This is a genomic window from Pseudomonas sp. P106(2024) (assembly GCF_057480815.1).
Genome location: NZ_JBLIYU010000004.1, coordinates 210,492 through 227,423, shown reverse-complemented (window position 1 = coordinate 227,423; position 16,932 = coordinate 210,492). Strand labels below are relative to the sequence as shown.

Genomic DNA, 16,932 nt, shown 5'->3' with positions numbered 1-16,932 from the left:
CGGACAACTTGCCTAAATCGTCTCAAATCGCTGATTTTTCTGAAATTTATCGATTTTTTACGGCATTTTTTCGCAACAGCCCACTCGCACGACGCGTGGATGGGGTCGACATTCCCCTGCCATCGGTCAGTGGCGGGTGCATCGATTGCAATGGTTTTCTGGCATAATCCGCCCCCCCTAAGACCGCCAGACAACCTTCATGATCGATTTATTCAGCGGACTGGATGCCTGGGTTATCGTGAGCCTGACGCTCGCTCTGACCTTCGTGCTCGCATTCGAGTTCATCAATGGCTTTCATGACACCGCCAACGCGGTAGCCACTGTCATCTATACCAAGGCCATGCCACCGCACCTGGCCGTGTTCTTCTCCGGGGTGTTCAACTTCCTCGGCGTTCTGCTCGGCGGTGTCGGGGTGGCCTACGCCATCGTCCACCTGCTTCCGGTCGAACTGCTGATCAACGTGAACACCGGCCACGGCCTGGCCATGGTCTTCTCGCTGCTGGCTGCCGCCATCACCTGGAACCTGGGCACCTGGTACTTCGGTATCCCGGCCTCCAGCTCGCACACCCTGATCGGCTCGATCCTCGGTGTCGGCCTGGCCAACGCCCTGCTCAGCGACATTCCACTGGGCGACGGCGTCAACTGGCAGAAGGCGATCGACATCGGCATGTCCCTGGTGCTTTCGCCCATGGCCGGCTTCGCTGTCGCCGCCCTGCTGCTGATCGGCCTGAAATGGTGGCGTCCGCTGTCGAAGATGCACAAGACCCCGGACCAGCGCCGCAAGCTCGACGACAAGAAGCACCCGCCGTTCTGGAACCGCCTGGTGCTGGTGATCTCGGCCATGGGCGTGAGCTTCGTGCACGGCTCCAACGATGGCCAGAAAGGCATCGGCTTGATCATGCTGGTACTGATCGGCATCGTCCCCGCCAAGTTCGTCCTCGACCTGAACAGCACCACCTACCAGATCGAGCGTACCCGTGACGCCACCCTGCACCTGAGCCAGTTCTACCAGCGCAATGCCGCCACCCTGGGCGAGTTCCTGGCGCTGGGCAAGGCGCAAGCGAGCGACCTGCCGGAGCAGTTCAGCTGCAATCCACAGCAGACCGAGCCAACCATCGCCGCGCTGCAATCGTCGCTGGCCGGCGTGACCGACTACCGCGCCCTGAGCGCCGAGAAGCGCGTCGAAGTACGTCGCTACCTGCTGTGCCTGGACGACACGGCGAAGAAGGTCGGCAAGCTGCCGGGCCTGCAGGCCCGTGAAAAGGCCGACCTGGAGAAACTGCGCAAGGACCTGACCGCCACCACCGAGTACGCACCGTTCTGGGTGATCGTCGCCGTCGCTCTGGCCCTGGGCCTGGGCACCATGGTCGGCTGGAAACGCGTGGTACTGACTGTCGGCGAGAAGATCGGCAAGCAGGGCATGACCTATGCCCAGGGCATGTCGGCCCAGATCACCGCGGCCTGCGCCATCGGCATGGCCAACGTGTTCAGCCTGCCGGTGTCCACCACCCACGTGCTGTCGTCGGGTGTCGCCGGTACCATGGTCGCCAACAAGAGCGGCCTGCAGGGCGGCACCGTCAAGACCATCCTGCTGGCCTGGGTGCTCACCCTGCCGGCAACGATGGGCCTGGCGGCTGGCCTGTTCTGGCTGGCCACCAAGGCGATTGGCTGAGTGCTGATGCAGTACTGAAAAAGGCGCCTTTGCAGGGCGCCTTTTTCATATCCGTCATTCGCGCCCTATCGCGGGGTAACGGGTTTAACGTTTCTTCCCGCCCAGCAACGATCCCATCAACCCACGCACCAACTGCCGCCCCAACTGATTGGCCGCCTGGCGCACCGCTGACTTGATGGCCTGCCCCGCCGCGCTCTGCAGAAACTCGCCGGCCTTGTCGGCGAAGCTGTCCTCGTCGGCCTTGGCCTGGGGCGCGGGCTCCACCGGCTCGCCCTTGCGCTGGGTCAGCATTTCATAGGCCGACTCACGGTCCACCGGCTTGTCATAGCGCCCTGCCAGCGGCGATGCCGCGATCAGTGCCTGCCGCTCTGCTGCGCTCAATGGCCCGATCCGCGACTGCGGTGGCGCGACCAGCACCCGCTGGACCATGGCCGGCGTACCCTTCTCCTCCAACGTCCCGACCAGCGCCTCACCAATGCCCAGCTCGGTCAACACCGCCAGGCTGTCGAACGCCGGATTGGGACGGAAACCATCGGCCACCGCGCGCAGCGACTTCTGCTCCTTGGCGGTAAATGCCCGCAGGCCATGCTGGATGCGCAGCCCCAACTGAGCCAGTACCGCATCCGGCAGGTCGCCCGGTGACTGGGTGACGAAATACACCCCCACGCCCTTGGAGCGGATCAACCGCACCACCTGCTCCAGGCGGTCCTGCAACGCCTTGGGGGTGCCGTTGAACAGCAGGTGCGCTTCGTCGAAGAACAGTACCAGCACCGGCTTGTCGGCATCGCCACGCTCCGGCAACTGCTCGAACAGCTCGGCCAGCAGCCACAACAGGAAGGTCGCGTAGACCTTGGGCGCGTCATGCACCAGGCGGCTGGCATCGAGCAGGTGAATACGCCCGCGACCATCGCCTTCGGGGCGCAGCAGGTCCTGCAGTTGCAGCGCCGGCTCGCCGAACAGCGCCTCGGCGCCCTGCTGTTCCAGGGTCGCCAGCCGGCGCAGCAAGGCCTGCGTGGAAGCGCCGGTCATCAAGGCGCTGTCCTCGCCCAGCAGCTGCGGGTTGTCCTTCAGGTGCGCGAGCAGGGCCTTGAGGTCTTTCAGGTCGAGCAGCAGCAGGCCTTCGCGATCGGCCACCTTGAACGCCGCATACAAGGCGGCCTGCTGGCTGTCGGTGAGCTCCAGCAGGTTGCCCAGCAACAACGGTCCCATTTCGCTCAAGGTAGTGCGCAATGGATGCCCCGATTGCCCCGCGATATCCCAAAGACTTACCGGATAAGCCTGGGGCGTGTGGTTCAGCCAGGGCATGCCGGCGATCCGCTCGGCCACCTTGCCCTGGGGCGCCCCCGCCGCGCCCAGGCCGCACAGGTCGCCCTTCACATCTGCGGCGAATACCGCGACCCCGGCATCGCTGAACAGTTCGGCCAGATGTTGCAGGGTGACCGTCTTGCCGGTGCCGGTGGCCCCGGCCACCAGGCCGTGCCGGTTGGCCAGGCGCATGGACTGGGACACCGGCTGACCATCGGGACCTGCTCCTACTACCATTCGTAAGAAATCCGACATCTTCTTTCATCCCCTGCTCAAGTTCTGACGCGTGACAGCCGATATTTCAAATTGATTCTTCCAGAAAGACAGTAACAACCCGAAAAGGACCCACGGGAATTGTTGCACTGTTTTCCAGCCGTGCTTTGTGCGAACGACCCGATAAAAAACCTTAGCGGACGCGATCACGTTATGAATAAAAGCCTTCGTTTCAGCCATAAGATTCTTCTGGCGGCATCACTGATCGTGATACTCGCCTTCAGCCTCTTCACCCTTTACAACGACTACCTCCAGCGTAACGCCATTCGCGAAGACCTGGAGAACTACCTGGCTGAGATGGGCGAGTCCACCTCCACCAATATCCGCAACCTGTTCGAAGGGCGCATCAAGCTGGTCGAGAACGTCGCCCAGAATATTGCCCAGTACCCACAGAACACCGGTACCCTGCTGGGCCAGAACGCCCTCACCTCGAGCTTCCAGACCATCTATCTGGGCCAGCCCGACGGCACCTTCACCGTGCGCCCGGACACCAAGATGCCCGACGGCTATGACCCGCGCGTGCGTCCTTGGTACAAGGACGGCCTGAACGCCAATGGCACGATCCTCACCGAACCCTATATCGACATGGCCACCAATGAGCTGGTCATTTCGATCATCAGCACCGCCTCGCGCTCGGTCGGCGTGGTCGGCGGCGACCTGGCCCTCGACGGCCTGGTGCAGATCATCAACTCGCTGAACTTCGGCGGCATGGGCTACGCGTTTCTGGTCAACGACCAGGGCAAGATCCTGGTACACCCGGACAAGAACCTGGTGATGAAGTCGCTGTCGGACCTGTTCCCGCAGAACACCCCCAGGCTGGCCAGCAACCTGACCGAAGTGACGCTCAACGGCGAAACCCGCCTGCTTACCTTCACCCCGGTCAAGGGCCTGCCGTCGGCCAACTGGTACATCGGCCTGTCGGTGGACAAGGACAAGGCCTTCTCGATGCTCAGCACCTTCCGCACTTCGGCGGTGATTGCCACCCTGGTGGCGGTGGTGATCATCATCGCCCTGCTCGGCCTGCTGATCCGCGTGCTGATGCAGCCACTGCACACCATGACTCGCGCCATGTCGAACATCGCCGAGGGTGAAGGCGACCTGACCCGCCGCCTGGAAATCCACAACCACGACGAGTTCGGCATCCTCGGTACCGCCTTCAACCGCTTCGTCGAGCGTATCCATGGTTCGATCCGCGAGGTGTCCTCGGCCACCGAGCAAGTCAACGAAGTGGCGCTGCGGGTCATCAGCGCCTCGAATTCGTCGATGAGCAACTCCGACGAGCAGTCCAACCGCACCAACAGCGTCGCCGCCGCCATCAACCAGCTCGGCGCCGCCGCCCAGGAAATCGCCGGCAACGCCGCCCAGGCCTCGCAGCATGCCAGCTCCGCGCGGCTGCTGGCCGAGGAAGGCCAGCAGGTGGTGCAACGCAACATCGATGCGATGAACCGCCTGTCGGACCTGATCGTCACCTCCAGCGAGCATATCGAGACGCTGAACAACAAGACCGTCAACATTGGCCAGATCCTCGAGGTGATCACCAGCATTTCCCAGCAGACCAACCTGCTCGCCCTCAACGCCGCCATCGAGGCTGCCCGCGCAGGCGAGGCAGGACGTGGTTTTGCCGTGGTCGCCGACGAGGTGCGCAACCTGGCGCACCGCACCCAGGAGTCGGCGCAACAGGTGCAGACCATGATCGAGGAGCTGCAGGTCGGCGCCCGCGAGTCGGTCGACACCATGGGCCAGAGCCAGCGTCATAGCCAGGACAGCATGGAGATCGCCAACCAGGCCGGCGAACGCCTGGGCAGCGTCACCCAGCGCATCGGCGAGATCGACGGCATGAACCAGTCGGTGGCTACCGCCACCGAAGAGCAGACCGCCGTGGTCGACTCGATCAACATGGATATCAACGAGATCAACATGCTCAACCAGGAAGGCGTCGAGAACCTGCAGGCCACCCTGCGCGCCTGCTCGGACCTAGAGCAACAGGCCGGCCGCCTCAAGCAACTGGTCGGCAGCTTCCGCATCTGACCTGCCGCCCGCTCCCGTCATGGGAGCGGGCTTGCCCCGCGACAGGGCGCCCCGCCAAATCCCGATCGAACAAACTATCCTTCAGACAGGTCAACCCTCAGGCGCGTCATCGCCGGTTCATTACCGCCGGATGACACACTCGAGGACGATCCCGGAGGGATGCTGATCGTGCACATCGCCGACATCACCATGTTCTACGCCCCGGCCAGCGGCGGCGTGCGAACCTATCTTGATGCCAAACACCGCCGCCTCGACGCCATGCCCGGCGTTCGCCACAGCCTGCTGATTCCCGGTGCCAATGCCAGCCATGTCGATGGTGTCTACCACGTACCGGCCCCGCCCCTGCCCTTCGGCAATGGCTACCGCTTCCCGGTGCGCCTGGCGCCCTGGTGCAAGGAGCTGCGCCGCCTGCAGCCCGACCTGATCGAGGTCGGTGACCCCTACCTCACCGCCTGGGCAGCCCTCGAGGCGCGGCGCAAGCTCGATGTGCCGGTGATCGGCTTCTATCATTCCGACCTGCCCTTGCTGGTGAGCAACCGCATGGGCAACTGGTTCACCCCCAATGTCGAGGCCTACGTCAGCAAGCTCTACGGGCATTTCGACCGAGTCCTGGCGCCCAGCCAGGTAATGGCCGACAAGTTGCGCCGGCTGGGCGTTGAGAATGTGCACGTGCAGCGCCTGGGTGTGGACTTGGCGCTGTTCAACCCCGACCGGCACGACCCCGGCCTGCGTGCAGAGATGGGCATCGCCGACGACCGTCGCCTGCTGGTGTTCGCTGGTCGCGGCTCACGGGAAAAGAACCTGCCGGTGCTGCTCGACTGCATGCAAGCGCTCGGCCAGCCCTACCACCTGCTGCTGGTGGGCTCGAACATGCCGGCCAACGTGCCGGGCAATGTCAGCGTGATCGACCACTTCTGCCCGCCCACGCAGATCGCACGACTGCTGGCCAGCGCCGACCTTCTGGTGCATGCCGGTGACCAGGAGACCTTCGGTCTGGTGATACTCGAGGCCATGGCCAGCGCGACGCCCGTGGTGGCCGTGCGTGCCGGCGCCTTTAGCGAGATCGTCGACGGGCACTGCGGCCGGCTGTGTCCACCCAACAATGGCCAAGCCATGGCCGAAGCTGTGCGCGAGGCGTTCGACAGCGGTGTGGACCAGCTGGGCCGTCAGGCGCGCCAGCATGTGGAGCGCCATTACAGTTGGGACACCGTGGTCAACGGTTTGCTCCAGCATTACCAGGCAGTGCTCGGCCACCCACTGACGGTGCGCGCCCATGGCTGAGGGCCAGACCGCCACGCGCAGCCTGATGCTGGTGCTGCACGATGTCGCGCCAGAAACCTGGCCGGACTACCAGCCCTTTGTCCAGGCCATCGACGCACTGGGCGGGGTGCCTATGACCTGGCTGGTGGTGCCGGATTTCCACCATCGCAATCCACTGACGCGTTCTCCTACCTTCTGCCGACTGCTCGAGCGGCGCCTGGCCCAAGGTGACGAGCTGGCCTTGCATGGCTACTACCACGCCGACGATGGCCCGCCGCCGCGCGGACCGGGCGAATACTTCATGCGCCGGATCTATACCCACGAAGGCGAGTTCCATGGGCTGAACCAGGCAGATGCCCTGCAGCGCCTGCAGGCGGGGCTGGCACTGTTCGAGAAACAGGGCTGGCCGGTGGCGGGTTTCGTCGCTCCCGCCTGGTTGATGAGCGAAGGCACGCGCCAGGCATTGCGGGCGTTGCCGCTGCGCTATACCAGTTCACCGCGCCATCTCTACCGACTGCCGGATTTCACCGCCTTCGATGCCCCGGGGCTGGTGTGGAGCGCACGCAGCGCTTGGCGCCGCGGTCTCTCGAGGGTGGTCAGCGACTGGCAGTGCCACCGCTGGCGCGAAGCCGACACCCTGCGCCTGGGCCTGCATCCGGTCGACATGCGCCACGCCAGCGCACGCAATTACTGGCTCGACACCCTGCACCGGTTGCTGGCCCAAGGCCGTGAGCCACTGACCAAGTCCGCCTGGCTGGGGCGCCAGGCCGCCCCATGAAGCGCCTGGGCTGGTTGGCCCTGGCACTGCTGCTGGCAATGCTGGTGCCCACCCTGCTCGGCGGCAGCGACCTGCTCCCGCGCCTGCGCGCGTTCGACGCCGGGCTGATGCTGTTGCTGCTGGCCATGATCCTGCTGTGCTGGATCCTCAACGCCGCCCGTCTGCGCCTGCTGCTGGGTGAGCAGAGCACACAGGTGGGACGCATGCACAGCCTGGGCGTGGTGATGGCCACCGAATTTGCCATCTGCACCACCCCCGGTGGGAGCGGTGGCCCGTTGACCCTGATGACACTGCTGGCCCGCGCGCGCATCGCGCCATCGCGCAGTGGCGCGGTGTTCGCCATGGACCAATTGAACGACCTGCTGTTCTTCTTCTGTGCGATGCTGGCGATTGCCGCCTATGCCCTGTTCCACCGCCTCGGTCATAGCCAGGCGCAGATGCTGCTGGGCAGCGCCCTGCTGCTGTGCGCCGCACTTGCGGGGATTTTCCTGCTGCTGCGCTATCGACGCGCGGTGATGCGCGGCAACGGTCGGTTGTTGCTTCGCCTGGGCATCGCGCCGGCACGCCGACGGCGCTGGGCGCGCAAGCTGCTGCGCTTTGTCCACGCACTGAGCGAAACCTGGGGCATGCCCAGGCGCACACTGGCGCTGGTGTTCACCCTCACCTGCGCGCACTGGTGCCTGCGCTATAGCGTGCTGTATCTGGCGTTGCGGGGATTGGGGGTGGACCTGGCGTGGATTGCCAGTTTCCTGGTGCAGATGCTCTCGCTCAGTGCCGGGCAGTTCAGCCTGTTGCCAGGCGGTGCCGGTGCGGCGGAGCTGACCTCGGCGACCTTGCTGTCACCGCTGGTGGGCAGTTCGACGGCAGCCGCGGCGATCCTGATCTGGCGCGCGGTTACCTATTACTTCTATCTGCTGGCGGGCGGGCCGGTGTTCCTGTTCCTGCTGGTGCGTCCACGGCAGGCGCAGCGTCACCAGACGGGTTGAGTCGTCTCCAGAGCTCGGCGGCACCGGGAAACTCGGTGCCGTCCTCGCCGCTCAACGCCTCGGGATCGAAGCGGGCCAGGCAGCCTTCGCCCAAGGTCGCTGGCGCCGAGGCGCCGGCCTTGTCACGCGGATCTGCCATGCCTGAGCCCTCGTCTCAGTTGAACACCACGGTCTTGTTGCCATGCACCAGCACGCGGTCTTCCAGGTGGTAGCGCAGGCCACGGGCCAGGACCATCTTTTCCACGTCACGGCCAAAGCGCACCATGTCCTCGATGCTGTCGGCGTGACTGACACGCACCACGTCCTGCTCGATGATCGGGCCGGCGTCCAACTCCTCGGTCACGTAGTGGCAGGTCGCGCCGATCAGCTTCACGCCGCGCAGCGCCGCCTGGTGGTACGGCTTGGCACCCACGAACGAGGGCAGGAAACTGTGGTGGATGTTGATGACCTTTTCGGCGTATTCCTGGCACAGCTGCGGCGGCAGGATCTGCATGTAGCGCGCCAGCACCACGGCATCGGCGCCGTATTCGGCGACCAGGCGCGAGACCTCGGCGAACGCCGGCTGCTTGTCCTTCGGATCGACCGGCACATGGTGGAACGGAATGCCGTGCCACTCGACCATGCTGCGCAGGTCATTGTGGTTGGAGATCACGCAGGGAATCTCGCAGTCCAGCTCGTCGGTGTGCCAGCGGTGCAGCAGGTCGGCCAGGCAGTGCGATTCGCGGCTGGCCATCAGCACCACGCGCTTCTTCTGCGCCGAATCGGTGATCCGCCAGGTCATGGAGAACTCTTCGGCGATTGGGGCGAACGCCTCACGGAAAGCCTCGATACCGAACGGCAGGGACTCGGCGCGGATCTCATGGCGCATGAAGAACCAACCGCTCTGCTCGTCGGAGTGGTGGCTGGCTTCATTGATCCAGCCATTGTAGAGGGCCAGGAAATTACTGACTTTTGCCACGATGCCGACACGGTCGGGGCAGGCAATCACCAGTCGATAGGTGCGCATGAGGGAGACTCCAGAACTTCGCAAAGGCGCATATTCTAGCGACCTGCCGGGAAAAACGCAGTAAGCATCTACGCCTCTGCGCCCTCAAGCTCAAGGACACCGTCGCACACGCCTATTCCCTTCATCCCAAGGGGAAATGGCCAGAGGCCCAGACAAATTGTAAATTTTTCTTAACCTAATGACTGCGCAGTCAGTGCCTACTATTAAATGAGTGATCAATATTAAATTGTTTACTTGAGAGTTTCGCCTGTCTATTATTGCCTCACTGTCTCTCTCTGAACATGCATTAAGGAACACACCATGTCCCTGATCAACGAATACCGCGCCACCGAAGAAGCCATCAAAGAACTTCAAGCCCGCCTGGCCAACCTGTCGCAAGACGGCAAGCTGCAAAAAGAGCTGGAGTTCGAAAAGAAACTGCGCGAGCTGATGGCCGAAAACGGCAAGTCGCTGCGTGACGTGATCGCCCTGCTCGATCCCGAAAGCAAACTGAGCAAAGCCCCGCGTGGCGCAGTCAAGACCACCGGCACCAAGCGTGCGCGCAAGGTCAAGCAATACAAGAACCCGCACAACGGCGAGGTTATTGAAACCAAGGGTGGCAATCACAAGACCCTGAAAGAGTGGAAAGCCAAGTGGGGCGGCGACGTCGTCGAAAGCTGGGCTACCCTGCTGGATTGATTCGCCTGATAGGCGCATTGGTTTCAACATTAAAAACGCCGGCACTTGCCGGCGTTTTTTGTTTATCTGCACATTTCAAAGCTGGTACTGCACTTTCAGTTGCCGGACATGAGCTTGCCAAGCCTCCAGCACCTGCCGTCCCGCTTCGCTGGCGTCGGCCCAACTGCCCTGGCATGCCAACTCGAAGTCCGCCAGGGTATTAGGCGCACCGTAAGTAGGATCAGTAAGCCGCTGCTGACAGAATCCATACCAACGGGCGTGCTCCTGTTCATCAAGGGTGTCGGAAAAGTTTCGCGCGCGATAGCGGAACAGCAGTTCCGGCAGCCGCGGATCATCGAACATCCAGTGCCCATGTGCCAATTGCGCCGGATCCACACGCCGCACTTGTTCACTCAGGCGCTTGTCGCGGTCACCGAGAAAACCGTCATACAACTGTTGCTCCGGATCTTCGCTGGGGGCAAAGCCTTCTTCCTGATAAATGATGTCCAGCTTGTCTCCCCAAATGGCCTGCTGATTGGCCAACTGCTCCGCCTTTACCTGCAATGCCGACAACTCGAGCCCCAGGCGTTGTTGGTCGTCCGGGCGCAGTACCGACAGAGGCGCCACTACCGGACAGCGGTTGATATGCACCAACTTCAGCGGCACCGGTAGTTCGCCCTGGGTCATCTCTTCGTGCCGCGTATACAGCCGCTGGCGCAAGGCCTCTGCACTTTCCTGGAGCAGCGGCGAAGCATCTTGTTGCAAGTCGCAGACAATCAGCGCGTTGCGGTTACGCGGATGCCAGGCCAATGGCAGCACCACGCCGATATAGTTGCGCTGGGCCGAGAAACGCCCGGAGACATGTACCAGGGGCTGTAACAGTCGAACCTGCTCCATGACCTTGTGTTTGCTGCGCAACTGGAACAACCAGTCATACAATCGCGGCTGTTTCTCACGAATCAAGCGAGCCAGGGCAATAGTCGCCCGCACGTCGGAAAGCGCCTCGTGGGCATGGCCATGGTCGATGCCATTGGCCTGGCTCAGCAGTTCCAGGCGCAGACTGGTGCGCCCATCCTGCTGTGGCCAGACAATCCCCTCGGGGCGCAGCGCATAGGCGGTACGGACCACGTCGATCAGGTCCCAGCGGCTGTTGCCGCCCTGCCATTCCCGGGCGTAGGGGTCGAAGAAGTTGCGATAGAGGCTGTAGCGCGTGACCTCATCATCAAAACGCAAGGTGTTGTAGCCCGCGCCGCAGGTACCGGGGCGAGCCAGCTGATCGTGCACCCGGGTCATGAACTCGGCTTCGCACAGGCCCTGGTCGGCCAGCTGCCGGGGAGTGATGCCGGTCACCAGGCAGGCCGCCGGGTGCGGCAGGATATCGTCTGAGGGACGGCAGTAGAGGCTGATCGGCGCCTCGATCTCGTTGAGGTCGAGGTCGGTACGCACGCCGGCCACCTGCAGCGGGCGGTCGCTGCGCGGATTGATGCCGGTGGTTTCGTAGTCGTGCCAGAAAATGCTGGAGCTCACGGGGTCTTCCTGTATCGAGGTCGACCAGAGTCTAACGGCACGTGGGAGGGCTGGGCCAGCCTCAGGCGGAGGCGTTCATGGGTCGGAAGCTGAAGAAGTCGCGCAGTGAGCGGACGAATTCATCGTATTCCTGCGGTGCCTGCAGCAGCATGAAACCGGCATCGAAATGCCCCGGCGTCTCATCTTCGCGGCACCACAGGCAACTGGCCGTCAGGTTGATGAACTGCAGGCCACCGCCGGCGAGGGGCACCCGCAGCTGCAACTCGAAGTCGGGCCCCACCAGCACCGGCAACTGGCTGATCAGCATCAGGCCATCTTCCGAAGCGTTGCCCAGATAACCGATCTGCTGGTCGGTGCAGCGGTTGAACACCTTGAGCACGCAAGGCAGTTGATGACGTTGTATGTGTCGCTCGATAAACATGATCGCAGTGAAGTCCTGTACCTGGAGCCAGGAAGACAAGGTACTGGCGATGATCGTTACAACTCTTTAACAGATTAGCCCAGTCCGACGGACGGACTACATGAAATCATCGACACCTTGGGATTAACGCCAAGGTGTAGTCTTCACCGGATTGGCCGCCGCCGCCTCGCTGCCACGCAGGTAGCCGAGCTTATCCAGCGTCTGCAGGCGGGCCTGGGCGCGGTAGGCGTACTCGTTGCGTGGGTACTGCTGGATCAGGTACTGATAGGTCTGCGCCGCATCGACGTAGAGTTTCTGCCGCTCCAGGCACTGGCCACGCAGCAGCGACACTTCCGGGTGGATGAACGGACGGGCGCGGCTGGTGCGGTCGACCTGTGACAGCTCCAGCATGACTTTCGCGCAATCGCCACGATCGTAGGCGCGATAGGCATTGTTCAAATGGTGGTCCATGGACCAACGGGTGCAGCCGACGACACTGGCCGCCATGGTCAAAACGATCAGGGTGCGCATGGGAATTCTCCTTTGATGGGCAGTGTATCGGCCTTTCACGACAAATCTTCACCGCCTTTTGCAAGCATACCCGCGCCGTTCAAACGCAACCCTGCTTCGTGTGCGGGTAGTGCAACGGAACAATGACTACAGCGCAATTGAGGAGTAGCCTTTCGCTGCGCTTCACTATAGGAGTCTGTGCATGACCATCCGCCGTACCAAAATCGTCGCCACCCTTGGCCCCGCCAGCAACTCGCCGGAAGTGATCGAACAGCTGATCCTCGCCGGCCTGGACGTGGCACGCCTGAACTTCTCCCACGGCACCCCGGACGAGCACAAGGCCCGCGCCCGCCTGATCCGTGACATCGCCGCCAAGAACGGCCGCCATGTCGCGCTGCTGGGCGACCTGCAGGGTCCGAAGATCCGCATCGCCAAGTTCGCCAACAAGCGCATCGAACTGAAAGTCGGTGACACGTTCACCTTCTCCACCGCCCACCCGCTGACCGAAGGCAACCAGGATATCGTCGGCATCGACTACCCCGACCTGGTCAAGGACTGCGGCGTCGGTGACGAACTGCTGCTCGACGACGGCCGTGTGGTCATGCGTGTCGAAACCGCCACCGCCGATGCCCTGCACTGCGTGGTCATCATCGGTGGCCCGCTGTCCGACCACAAAGGCATCAACCGCAAGGGTGGCGGCCTGACCGCGCCGGCCCTGACCGAAAAAGACAAGGCCGACATCAAGCTGGCCGCGGAAATGGACCTGGACTACCTGGCCGTGTCGTTCCCGCGTGACGCCAGCGACATGGAGTACGCGCGCAAGCTGCGTGACGAAGCCGGCGGCAGCGCCTGGCTGGTGGCCAAGATCGAACGCGCCGAAGCGGTCGCCGACGACGAGACCCTCGACCAGCTGATTCTCGCTTCCGACGCCGTCATGGTTGCCCGTGGCGACCTGGGCGTGGAAATCGGCGACGCCGAGCTGATCGCCATCCAGAAGAAGATCATCCAGCACGCCCGCCGCAACAACAAGGCGGTGATCGTGGCGACCCAGATGATGGAGTCGATGATCCAGAACCCGATGCCGACCCGCGCCGAAGTGTCCGACGTGGCCAACGCCGTGCTGGACAACACCGACGCGGTGATGCTGTCGGCCGAAAGCGCCGCCGGTGCCTACCCGATCGAAGCCGTGCAGGCCATGGCCCGTATCTGCTCGGGCGCCGAGAAGCACCCGACCAGCCAGAAGTCCAGCCACCGCCTGCACACCACGTTCGAGCGCTGCGACGAGTCCATCGCCCTGGCGGCGATGTACACCGCCAACCACTTCCCCGGCGTCAAGGCGATCATCGCCCTCACCGAAAGTGGCTATACCCCGCTGATCATGTCGCGCCTGCGTTCGCACGTGCCGATCTTCGCCCTGTCGCCGCACCGCGCCACCCAGGCCCGTGCCAACATGTTCCGCGGCGTCTACCCGATCGCCTTCGATCCGGCCTCGCTGCCGGCCGACAAGGTGAGCCAGGCGGCGGTCGACGAGCTGCTCAAGCGTGGACTGGTGGAGCAAGGTGACTGGGTGATCCTGACCAAGGGCGACAGCTACCACACCATCGGTGGCACCAACGGCATGAAGATTCTGCATGTCGGTGATCCGCTGGTCGGCTGATTCCTCGGCAGTCCCTATCGCGGGGCAAGCCCGCTCCCACGCCGGTGTCGGCATTGTGGGAGCGGGCTTGCCCCGCGATGCTTTTCAGCCCTCAAACATGCTCGGTAAATACGTCCGCAAAGATCTGATTACGCGGCACCCCGGCAATGAACAGCCGTCGGGCAAAGCGCTCCACGCTCCCGGGCGACCCGCACACCAGCGCCATGGTCTGACGCGACATCAGCTTCAATCCAGCCAGCGCTTCATCCAGCTGCGCCGCCAACACCCATTCGACCGTCACTCCGTCCAGCGCCTGTAACGACTGCGCCAGATAGTGTCCCTCAGCGGTGTGTGCCACGTGCAGCACCCGAATTTCCCCCTGATGCCCCTGTCGCAACGCCTCGCGCAGGATGCCCCACAACGGCGCCAGCCCGGTGCCCGCCGCCAGCAGCCAGAGCGGCCGCGCCTGCCATTCCGGGTCGTAGTGCAGCGCACCGCCTCGCAGTTCGCCAAGCCTCAGCACATCCCCCAGCAGAAGCTGCCTCGCCTGGTCGCAGAACGCCCCGGGACGGCGGCAATCCAGGTGAAATTCAAGAAAGTCGTCCTCGCCTGGCACGCTCGCCAGCGAGTAAGGCCGTGCAACGCCGCCGCGCCACAACACCAGGTGCTGCCCGGCCTGGTAGCGCAGCGCCCGCTCCGGTCGCAGCCTCAGGCGCAGCACATCAGCGAACCAGTCCAGGCCAATCACCGTGGCCGGCAGGCCATCGTTTCGGGGGTCGAACAACGCCACCCGCAAGTCGCCGGCGACCGAGCACTGGCAGGCCAGACGCCAGCCCTGCTCGCGCTTGTCCGCCGCCAGTGCCTCGGGTTTGGCGTCAATGAGGATACCGTCCAGACAGCGCACCAGGCAGGCGTGGCAGCTGCCAGCGCGGCAGCTGTAGGGCACGTTCAGGCCTGCCTCGTTGAGGGCATCCAGCAGGTTGCTGCCGCTAGGCACGGTCCACAGGTGCTCGCCCACGCAAAGTTCGGGCATGGTCAGGTTTCTCGTCTGATTCAAGATTGTCCTGGGAGCCGCTTTGCGCCCCAGTGCCACAGCATCGCATGCCATCAGCAAAAAGGATGCCCTTTCCCTGCCGACCTTGGTCCAGACCACGTGCAGGTGTTTCCGAAGGCGCGGCACGGTATACTGCCGCGCCTTTTTGTGCCGGCCCGACCAGCCGGCGCCTTGCCAGGCGTTCCTGACATACCGGTGTGCACTGTCGGAATGCCTTTTCGAATGTTCCCGTCTTTAAGAGGAGCGCGCTGCATGACCGTGATCAAGCAAGACGACCTGATTCAGAGCGTCGCCGACGCCCTGCAATTCATCTCGTACTACCACCCCGTCGACTTCATCCAGGCGATGCACGAAGCCTACCTGCGTGAAGAGTCGCCTGCTGCGCGTGACTCGATCGCCCAGATCCTGATCAACTCGCGCATGTGCGCCACCGGCCACCGCCCGATCTGCCAGGACACCGGTATCGTCACCGTGTTCATCCGCGTCGGCATGGACGTACGCTGGGACGGCGCCACCCTGAGCGTCGACGACATGATCAACGAAGGTGTGCGCCGCGCCTACAACCTGCCCGAGAACGTCCTGCGCGCCTCGATTCTGGCCGACCCGGCCGGTGCCCGCAAGAACACCAAGGACAACACCCCGGCCGTGATCCACTACTCCATCGTCCCCGGCGACAAGGTCGAGGTCGATGTCGCGGCCAAGGGCGGCGGCTCGGAGAACAAGTCCAAGATGGCCATGCTCAACCCGTCCGACTCGATCGTCGACTGGGTGCTCAAGACCGTCCCGACCATGGGCGCCGGCTGGTGCCCGCCTGGCATGCTCGGCATCGGCATCGGCGGCACCGCCGAGAAAGCCGCGGTCATGGCCAAGGAAGTGTTGATGGAGTCCATCGACATCCATGAGCTGAAGGCCCGTGGCCCGCAGAACCGTCTTGAGGAGATCCGCCTCGAGCTGTTCGACAAGGTCAACCAGCTGGGCATCGGCGCCCAGGGCCTGGGCGGCCTGACCACCGTGCTCGACGTCAAGATCATGGACTACCCGACCCACGCCGCCTCGCTGCCGGTGTGCATGATCCCCAACTGCGCCGCCACCCGTCACGCCCACTTCGTGCTGGATGGTTCCGGCCCTGCCGAGCTGGAAGCGCCGTCGCTGGACGCCTACCCGGAAATCGTCTGGGAAGCCGGTCCGAGCGCCCGTCGCGTCAACCTCGACGACATCACCCCGGAAGAGGTCGCCAGCTGGAAGCCGGGCGAGACCATCCTGCTCAATGGCAAGATGCTCACCGGTCGCGATGCCGCGCACAAGCGCATGGTCGAGATGCTCAACCGTGGCGAAGAGCTGCCGGTCGACCTCAAGGGCCGCTTCATCTACTACGTCGGCCCGGTCGACCCGGTCGGTGACGAAGTGGTGGGCCCGGCCGGTCCGACCACCGCTACCCGCATGGACAAGTTCACCCGCCAGATCCTCGAACAGACCGGCCTGCTGGGCATGATTGGCAAGTCCGAACGCGGCCCAACCGCCATCGAGGCGATCAAGGACAACAAGGCCGTGTACCTGATGGCCGTCGGCGGCGCCGCCTACCTGGTGGCCCAGGCCATCCGCAAGTCGAAGGTCCTGGCCTTCGCCGAGCTGGGCATGGAAGCGATCTACGAGTTCGAAGTGAAGGACATGCCGGTCACCGTCGCGGTGGACAGCAAGGGCGAGTCGGTGCACATCACCGGTCCCGCGCTGTGGCAGAGCAAGATCGCCGAGAGCCTGGCGGTGGAAGTGAAGTAAAGCACCGTTCGCAGTCAACGAAACGCCCGGCTTATGTCGGGCGTTTTCGTTGACGGCGCTCGCT

General features: G+C 63.6%; 14 protein-coding genes and 1 pseudogene. 9 read left to right on the top strand and 6 right to left on the bottom strand.

Annotated features, from left to right (window positions below):
- Positions 1 to 199: 199 nt before the first annotated feature.
- Complete coding sequence (locus AC25M7_RS09500; RefSeq protein WP_028690222.1) at positions 200 to 1,672, top strand: inorganic phosphate transporter; 1,473 nt, start codon at positions 200 to 202, stop codon at positions 1,670 to 1,672.
- Between the two features lie 84 nt (positions 1,673 to 1,756).
- Here AC25M7_RS09500 and AC25M7_RS09495 read toward each other — a convergent pair whose 3' ends face one another.
- Positions 1,757 to 3,232: a helicase HerA-like domain-containing protein gene (locus AC25M7_RS09495; RefSeq protein WP_486970970.1), complete on the bottom strand. Its 1,476-nt coding sequence runs from the start codon at positions 3,230 to 3,232 to the stop codon at positions 1,757 to 1,759.
- A 171-nt stretch (positions 3,233 to 3,403) separates the two neighbouring features.
- Between AC25M7_RS09495 and AC25M7_RS09490 the strand changes: the two are divergent.
- The 5 genes and pseudogenes from AC25M7_RS09490 to gpgF form a co-directional block, all read left to right on the top strand.
- Positions 3,404 to 4,420: pseudogene (locus AC25M7_RS09490) on the top strand (HAMP domain-containing protein); the annotation flags it as partial.
- A 93-nt stretch (positions 4,421 to 4,513) separates the two neighbouring features.
- Positions 4,514 to 5,278, top strand: coding sequence for a methyl-accepting chemotaxis protein (locus AC25M7_RS09485; RefSeq protein ID WP_371349843.1), 765 nt, complete (start codon positions 4,514 to 4,516; stop codon positions 5,276 to 5,278).
- Between the two features lie 159 nt (positions 5,279 to 5,437).
- Positions 5,438 to 6,559: an N-acetylglucosaminyl phosphatidylglycerol synthase gene (gene gpgS / locus AC25M7_RS09480; RefSeq protein WP_028690225.1), complete on the top strand. Its 1,122-nt coding sequence runs from the start codon at positions 5,438 to 5,440 to the stop codon at positions 6,557 to 6,559.
- Complete coding sequence (gpgD, locus tag AC25M7_RS09475; RefSeq protein ID WP_486970969.1) at positions 6,552 to 7,316, top strand: N-acetylglucosaminyl phosphatidylglycerol deacetylase; 765 nt, start codon at positions 6,552 to 6,554, stop codon at positions 7,314 to 7,316. The genes gpgS and gpgD overlap by 8 nt, the downstream gene beginning before the upstream one ends.
- Positions 7,313 to 8,302: a glucosaminyl phosphatidylglycerol flippase gene (gpgF, locus tag AC25M7_RS09470; RefSeq protein WP_486970968.1), complete on the top strand. Its 990-nt coding sequence runs from the start codon at positions 7,313 to 7,315 to the stop codon at positions 8,300 to 8,302. Before gpgD ends, gpgF begins: the two co-directional genes overlap by 4 nt.
- A 154-nt stretch (positions 8,303 to 8,456) precedes the next feature.
- Here gpgF and purU read toward each other — a convergent pair whose 3' ends face one another.
- The gene (gene purU / locus AC25M7_RS09465; protein WP_028690228.1) at positions 8,457 to 9,308 is read right to left on the bottom strand and encodes a formyltetrahydrofolate deformylase; all 852 of its coding nucleotides are present in this window, start codon (positions 9,306 to 9,308) and stop codon (positions 8,457 to 8,459) included.
- Positions 9,309 to 9,608: 300 nt separating this feature from the next.
- Between purU and mvaT the strand changes: the two genes are divergently transcribed.
- Positions 9,609 to 9,986: a histone-like nucleoid-structuring protein MvaT gene (gene mvaT / locus AC25M7_RS09460; RefSeq protein WP_028690229.1), complete on the top strand. Its 378-nt coding sequence runs from the start codon at positions 9,609 to 9,611 to the stop codon at positions 9,984 to 9,986.
- Between the two features lie 75 nt (positions 9,987 to 10,061).
- On the opposite strand, the gene sbcB is transcribed toward mvaT, so the two are convergent.
- The 3 genes from sbcB to AC25M7_RS09445 form a co-directional block, all read right to left on the bottom strand.
- The gene (gene sbcB, locus AC25M7_RS09455; protein ID WP_197866275.1) at positions 10,062 to 11,492 is read right to left on the bottom strand and encodes an exodeoxyribonuclease I; all 1,431 of its coding nucleotides are present in this window, start codon (positions 11,490 to 11,492) and stop codon (positions 10,062 to 10,064) included.
- 61 nt (positions 11,493 to 11,553) lie between these two features.
- Positions 11,554 to 11,913: a PilZ domain-containing protein gene (locus AC25M7_RS09450; protein ID WP_023631126.1), complete on the bottom strand. Its 360-nt coding sequence runs from the start codon at positions 11,911 to 11,913 to the stop codon at positions 11,554 to 11,556.
- Positions 11,914 to 12,036: 123 nt separating this feature from the next.
- Positions 12,037 to 12,423, bottom strand: a complete 387-nt coding sequence (locus AC25M7_RS09445) for a tol-pal system YbgF family protein (RefSeq protein ID WP_207851291.1) — start codon at positions 12,421 to 12,423, stop codon at positions 12,037 to 12,039.
- A gap of 181 nt (positions 12,424 to 12,604) precedes the next feature.
- On the opposite strand from AC25M7_RS09445, the gene pyk reads away from it, so the two are divergent.
- Entirely contained in the window at positions 12,605 to 14,059 is a 1,455-nt protein-coding gene (gene pyk, locus AC25M7_RS09440) for a pyruvate kinase (RefSeq protein WP_028690233.1), read from the top strand.
- A 91-nt stretch (positions 14,060 to 14,150) separates the two neighbouring features.
- Here the strand turns inward: pyk and AC25M7_RS09435 are convergent, their stop codons facing one another.
- Positions 14,151 to 15,071 carry an iron-sulfur-binding ferredoxin reductase gene (locus AC25M7_RS09435; protein WP_062364099.1) on the bottom strand — a complete coding sequence of 307 codons (921 nt, stop codon included), beginning with the start codon at positions 15,069 to 15,071 and terminating at the stop codon, positions 14,151 to 14,153.
- 273 nt (positions 15,072 to 15,344) lie between these two features.
- Here AC25M7_RS09435 and AC25M7_RS09430 point away from each other — a divergent pair, with 273 nt between their 5' ends.
- Positions 15,345 to 16,868 (top strand): fumarate hydratase, encoded by a 1,524-nt coding sequence (locus AC25M7_RS09430; RefSeq protein WP_011532463.1) that lies wholly within the window; start codon positions 15,345 to 15,347, stop codon positions 16,866 to 16,868.
- Positions 16,869 to 16,932: the final 64 nt, after the last annotated feature.

Coding starts and splice junctions, on each gene's coding strand:
- gpgF (WP_486970968.1), top strand. CDS start 7,313: ATGAAGCGCCTGGGCTGGTTGGCCCTGGCACTGCTGCTGGCAATGCTG.
- AC25M7_RS09495 (WP_486970970.1), bottom strand. CDS start 3,232: ATGTCGGATTTCTTACGAATGGTAGTAGGAGCAGGTCCCGATGGTCAG.
- purU (WP_028690228.1), bottom strand. CDS start 9,308: ATGCGCACCTATCGACTGGTGATTGCCTGCCCCGACCGTGTCGGCATC.
- AC25M7_RS09485 (WP_371349843.1), top strand. CDS start 4,514: ATGAGCAACTCCGACGAGCAGTCCAACCGCACCAACAGCGTCGCCGCC.
- AC25M7_RS09445 (WP_207851291.1), bottom strand. CDS start 12,423: ATGCGCACCCTGATCGTTTTGACCATGGCGGCCAGTGTCGTCGGCTGC.
- gpgS (WP_028690225.1), top strand. CDS start 5,438: ATGCTGATCGTGCACATCGCCGACATCACCATGTTCTACGCCCCGGCC.
- AC25M7_RS09430 (WP_011532463.1), top strand. CDS start 15,345: ATGACCGTGATCAAGCAAGACGACCTGATTCAGAGCGTCGCCGACGCC.
- pyk (WP_028690233.1), top strand. CDS start 12,605: ATGACCATCCGCCGTACCAAAATCGTCGCCACCCTTGGCCCCGCCAGC.
- mvaT (WP_028690229.1), top strand. CDS start 9,609: ATGTCCCTGATCAACGAATACCGCGCCACCGAAGAAGCCATCAAAGAA.
- AC25M7_RS09435 (WP_062364099.1), bottom strand. CDS start 15,071: ATGCCCGAACTTTGCGTGGGCGAGCACCTGTGGACCGTGCCTAGCGGC.
- AC25M7_RS09500 (WP_028690222.1), top strand. CDS start 200: ATGATCGATTTATTCAGCGGACTGGATGCCTGGGTTATCGTGAGCCTG.
- gpgD (WP_486970969.1), top strand. CDS start 6,552: ATGGCTGAGGGCCAGACCGCCACGCGCAGCCTGATGCTGGTGCTGCAC.
- AC25M7_RS09450 (WP_023631126.1), bottom strand. CDS start 11,913: ATGTTTATCGAGCGACACATACAACGTCATCAACTGCCTTGCGTGCTC.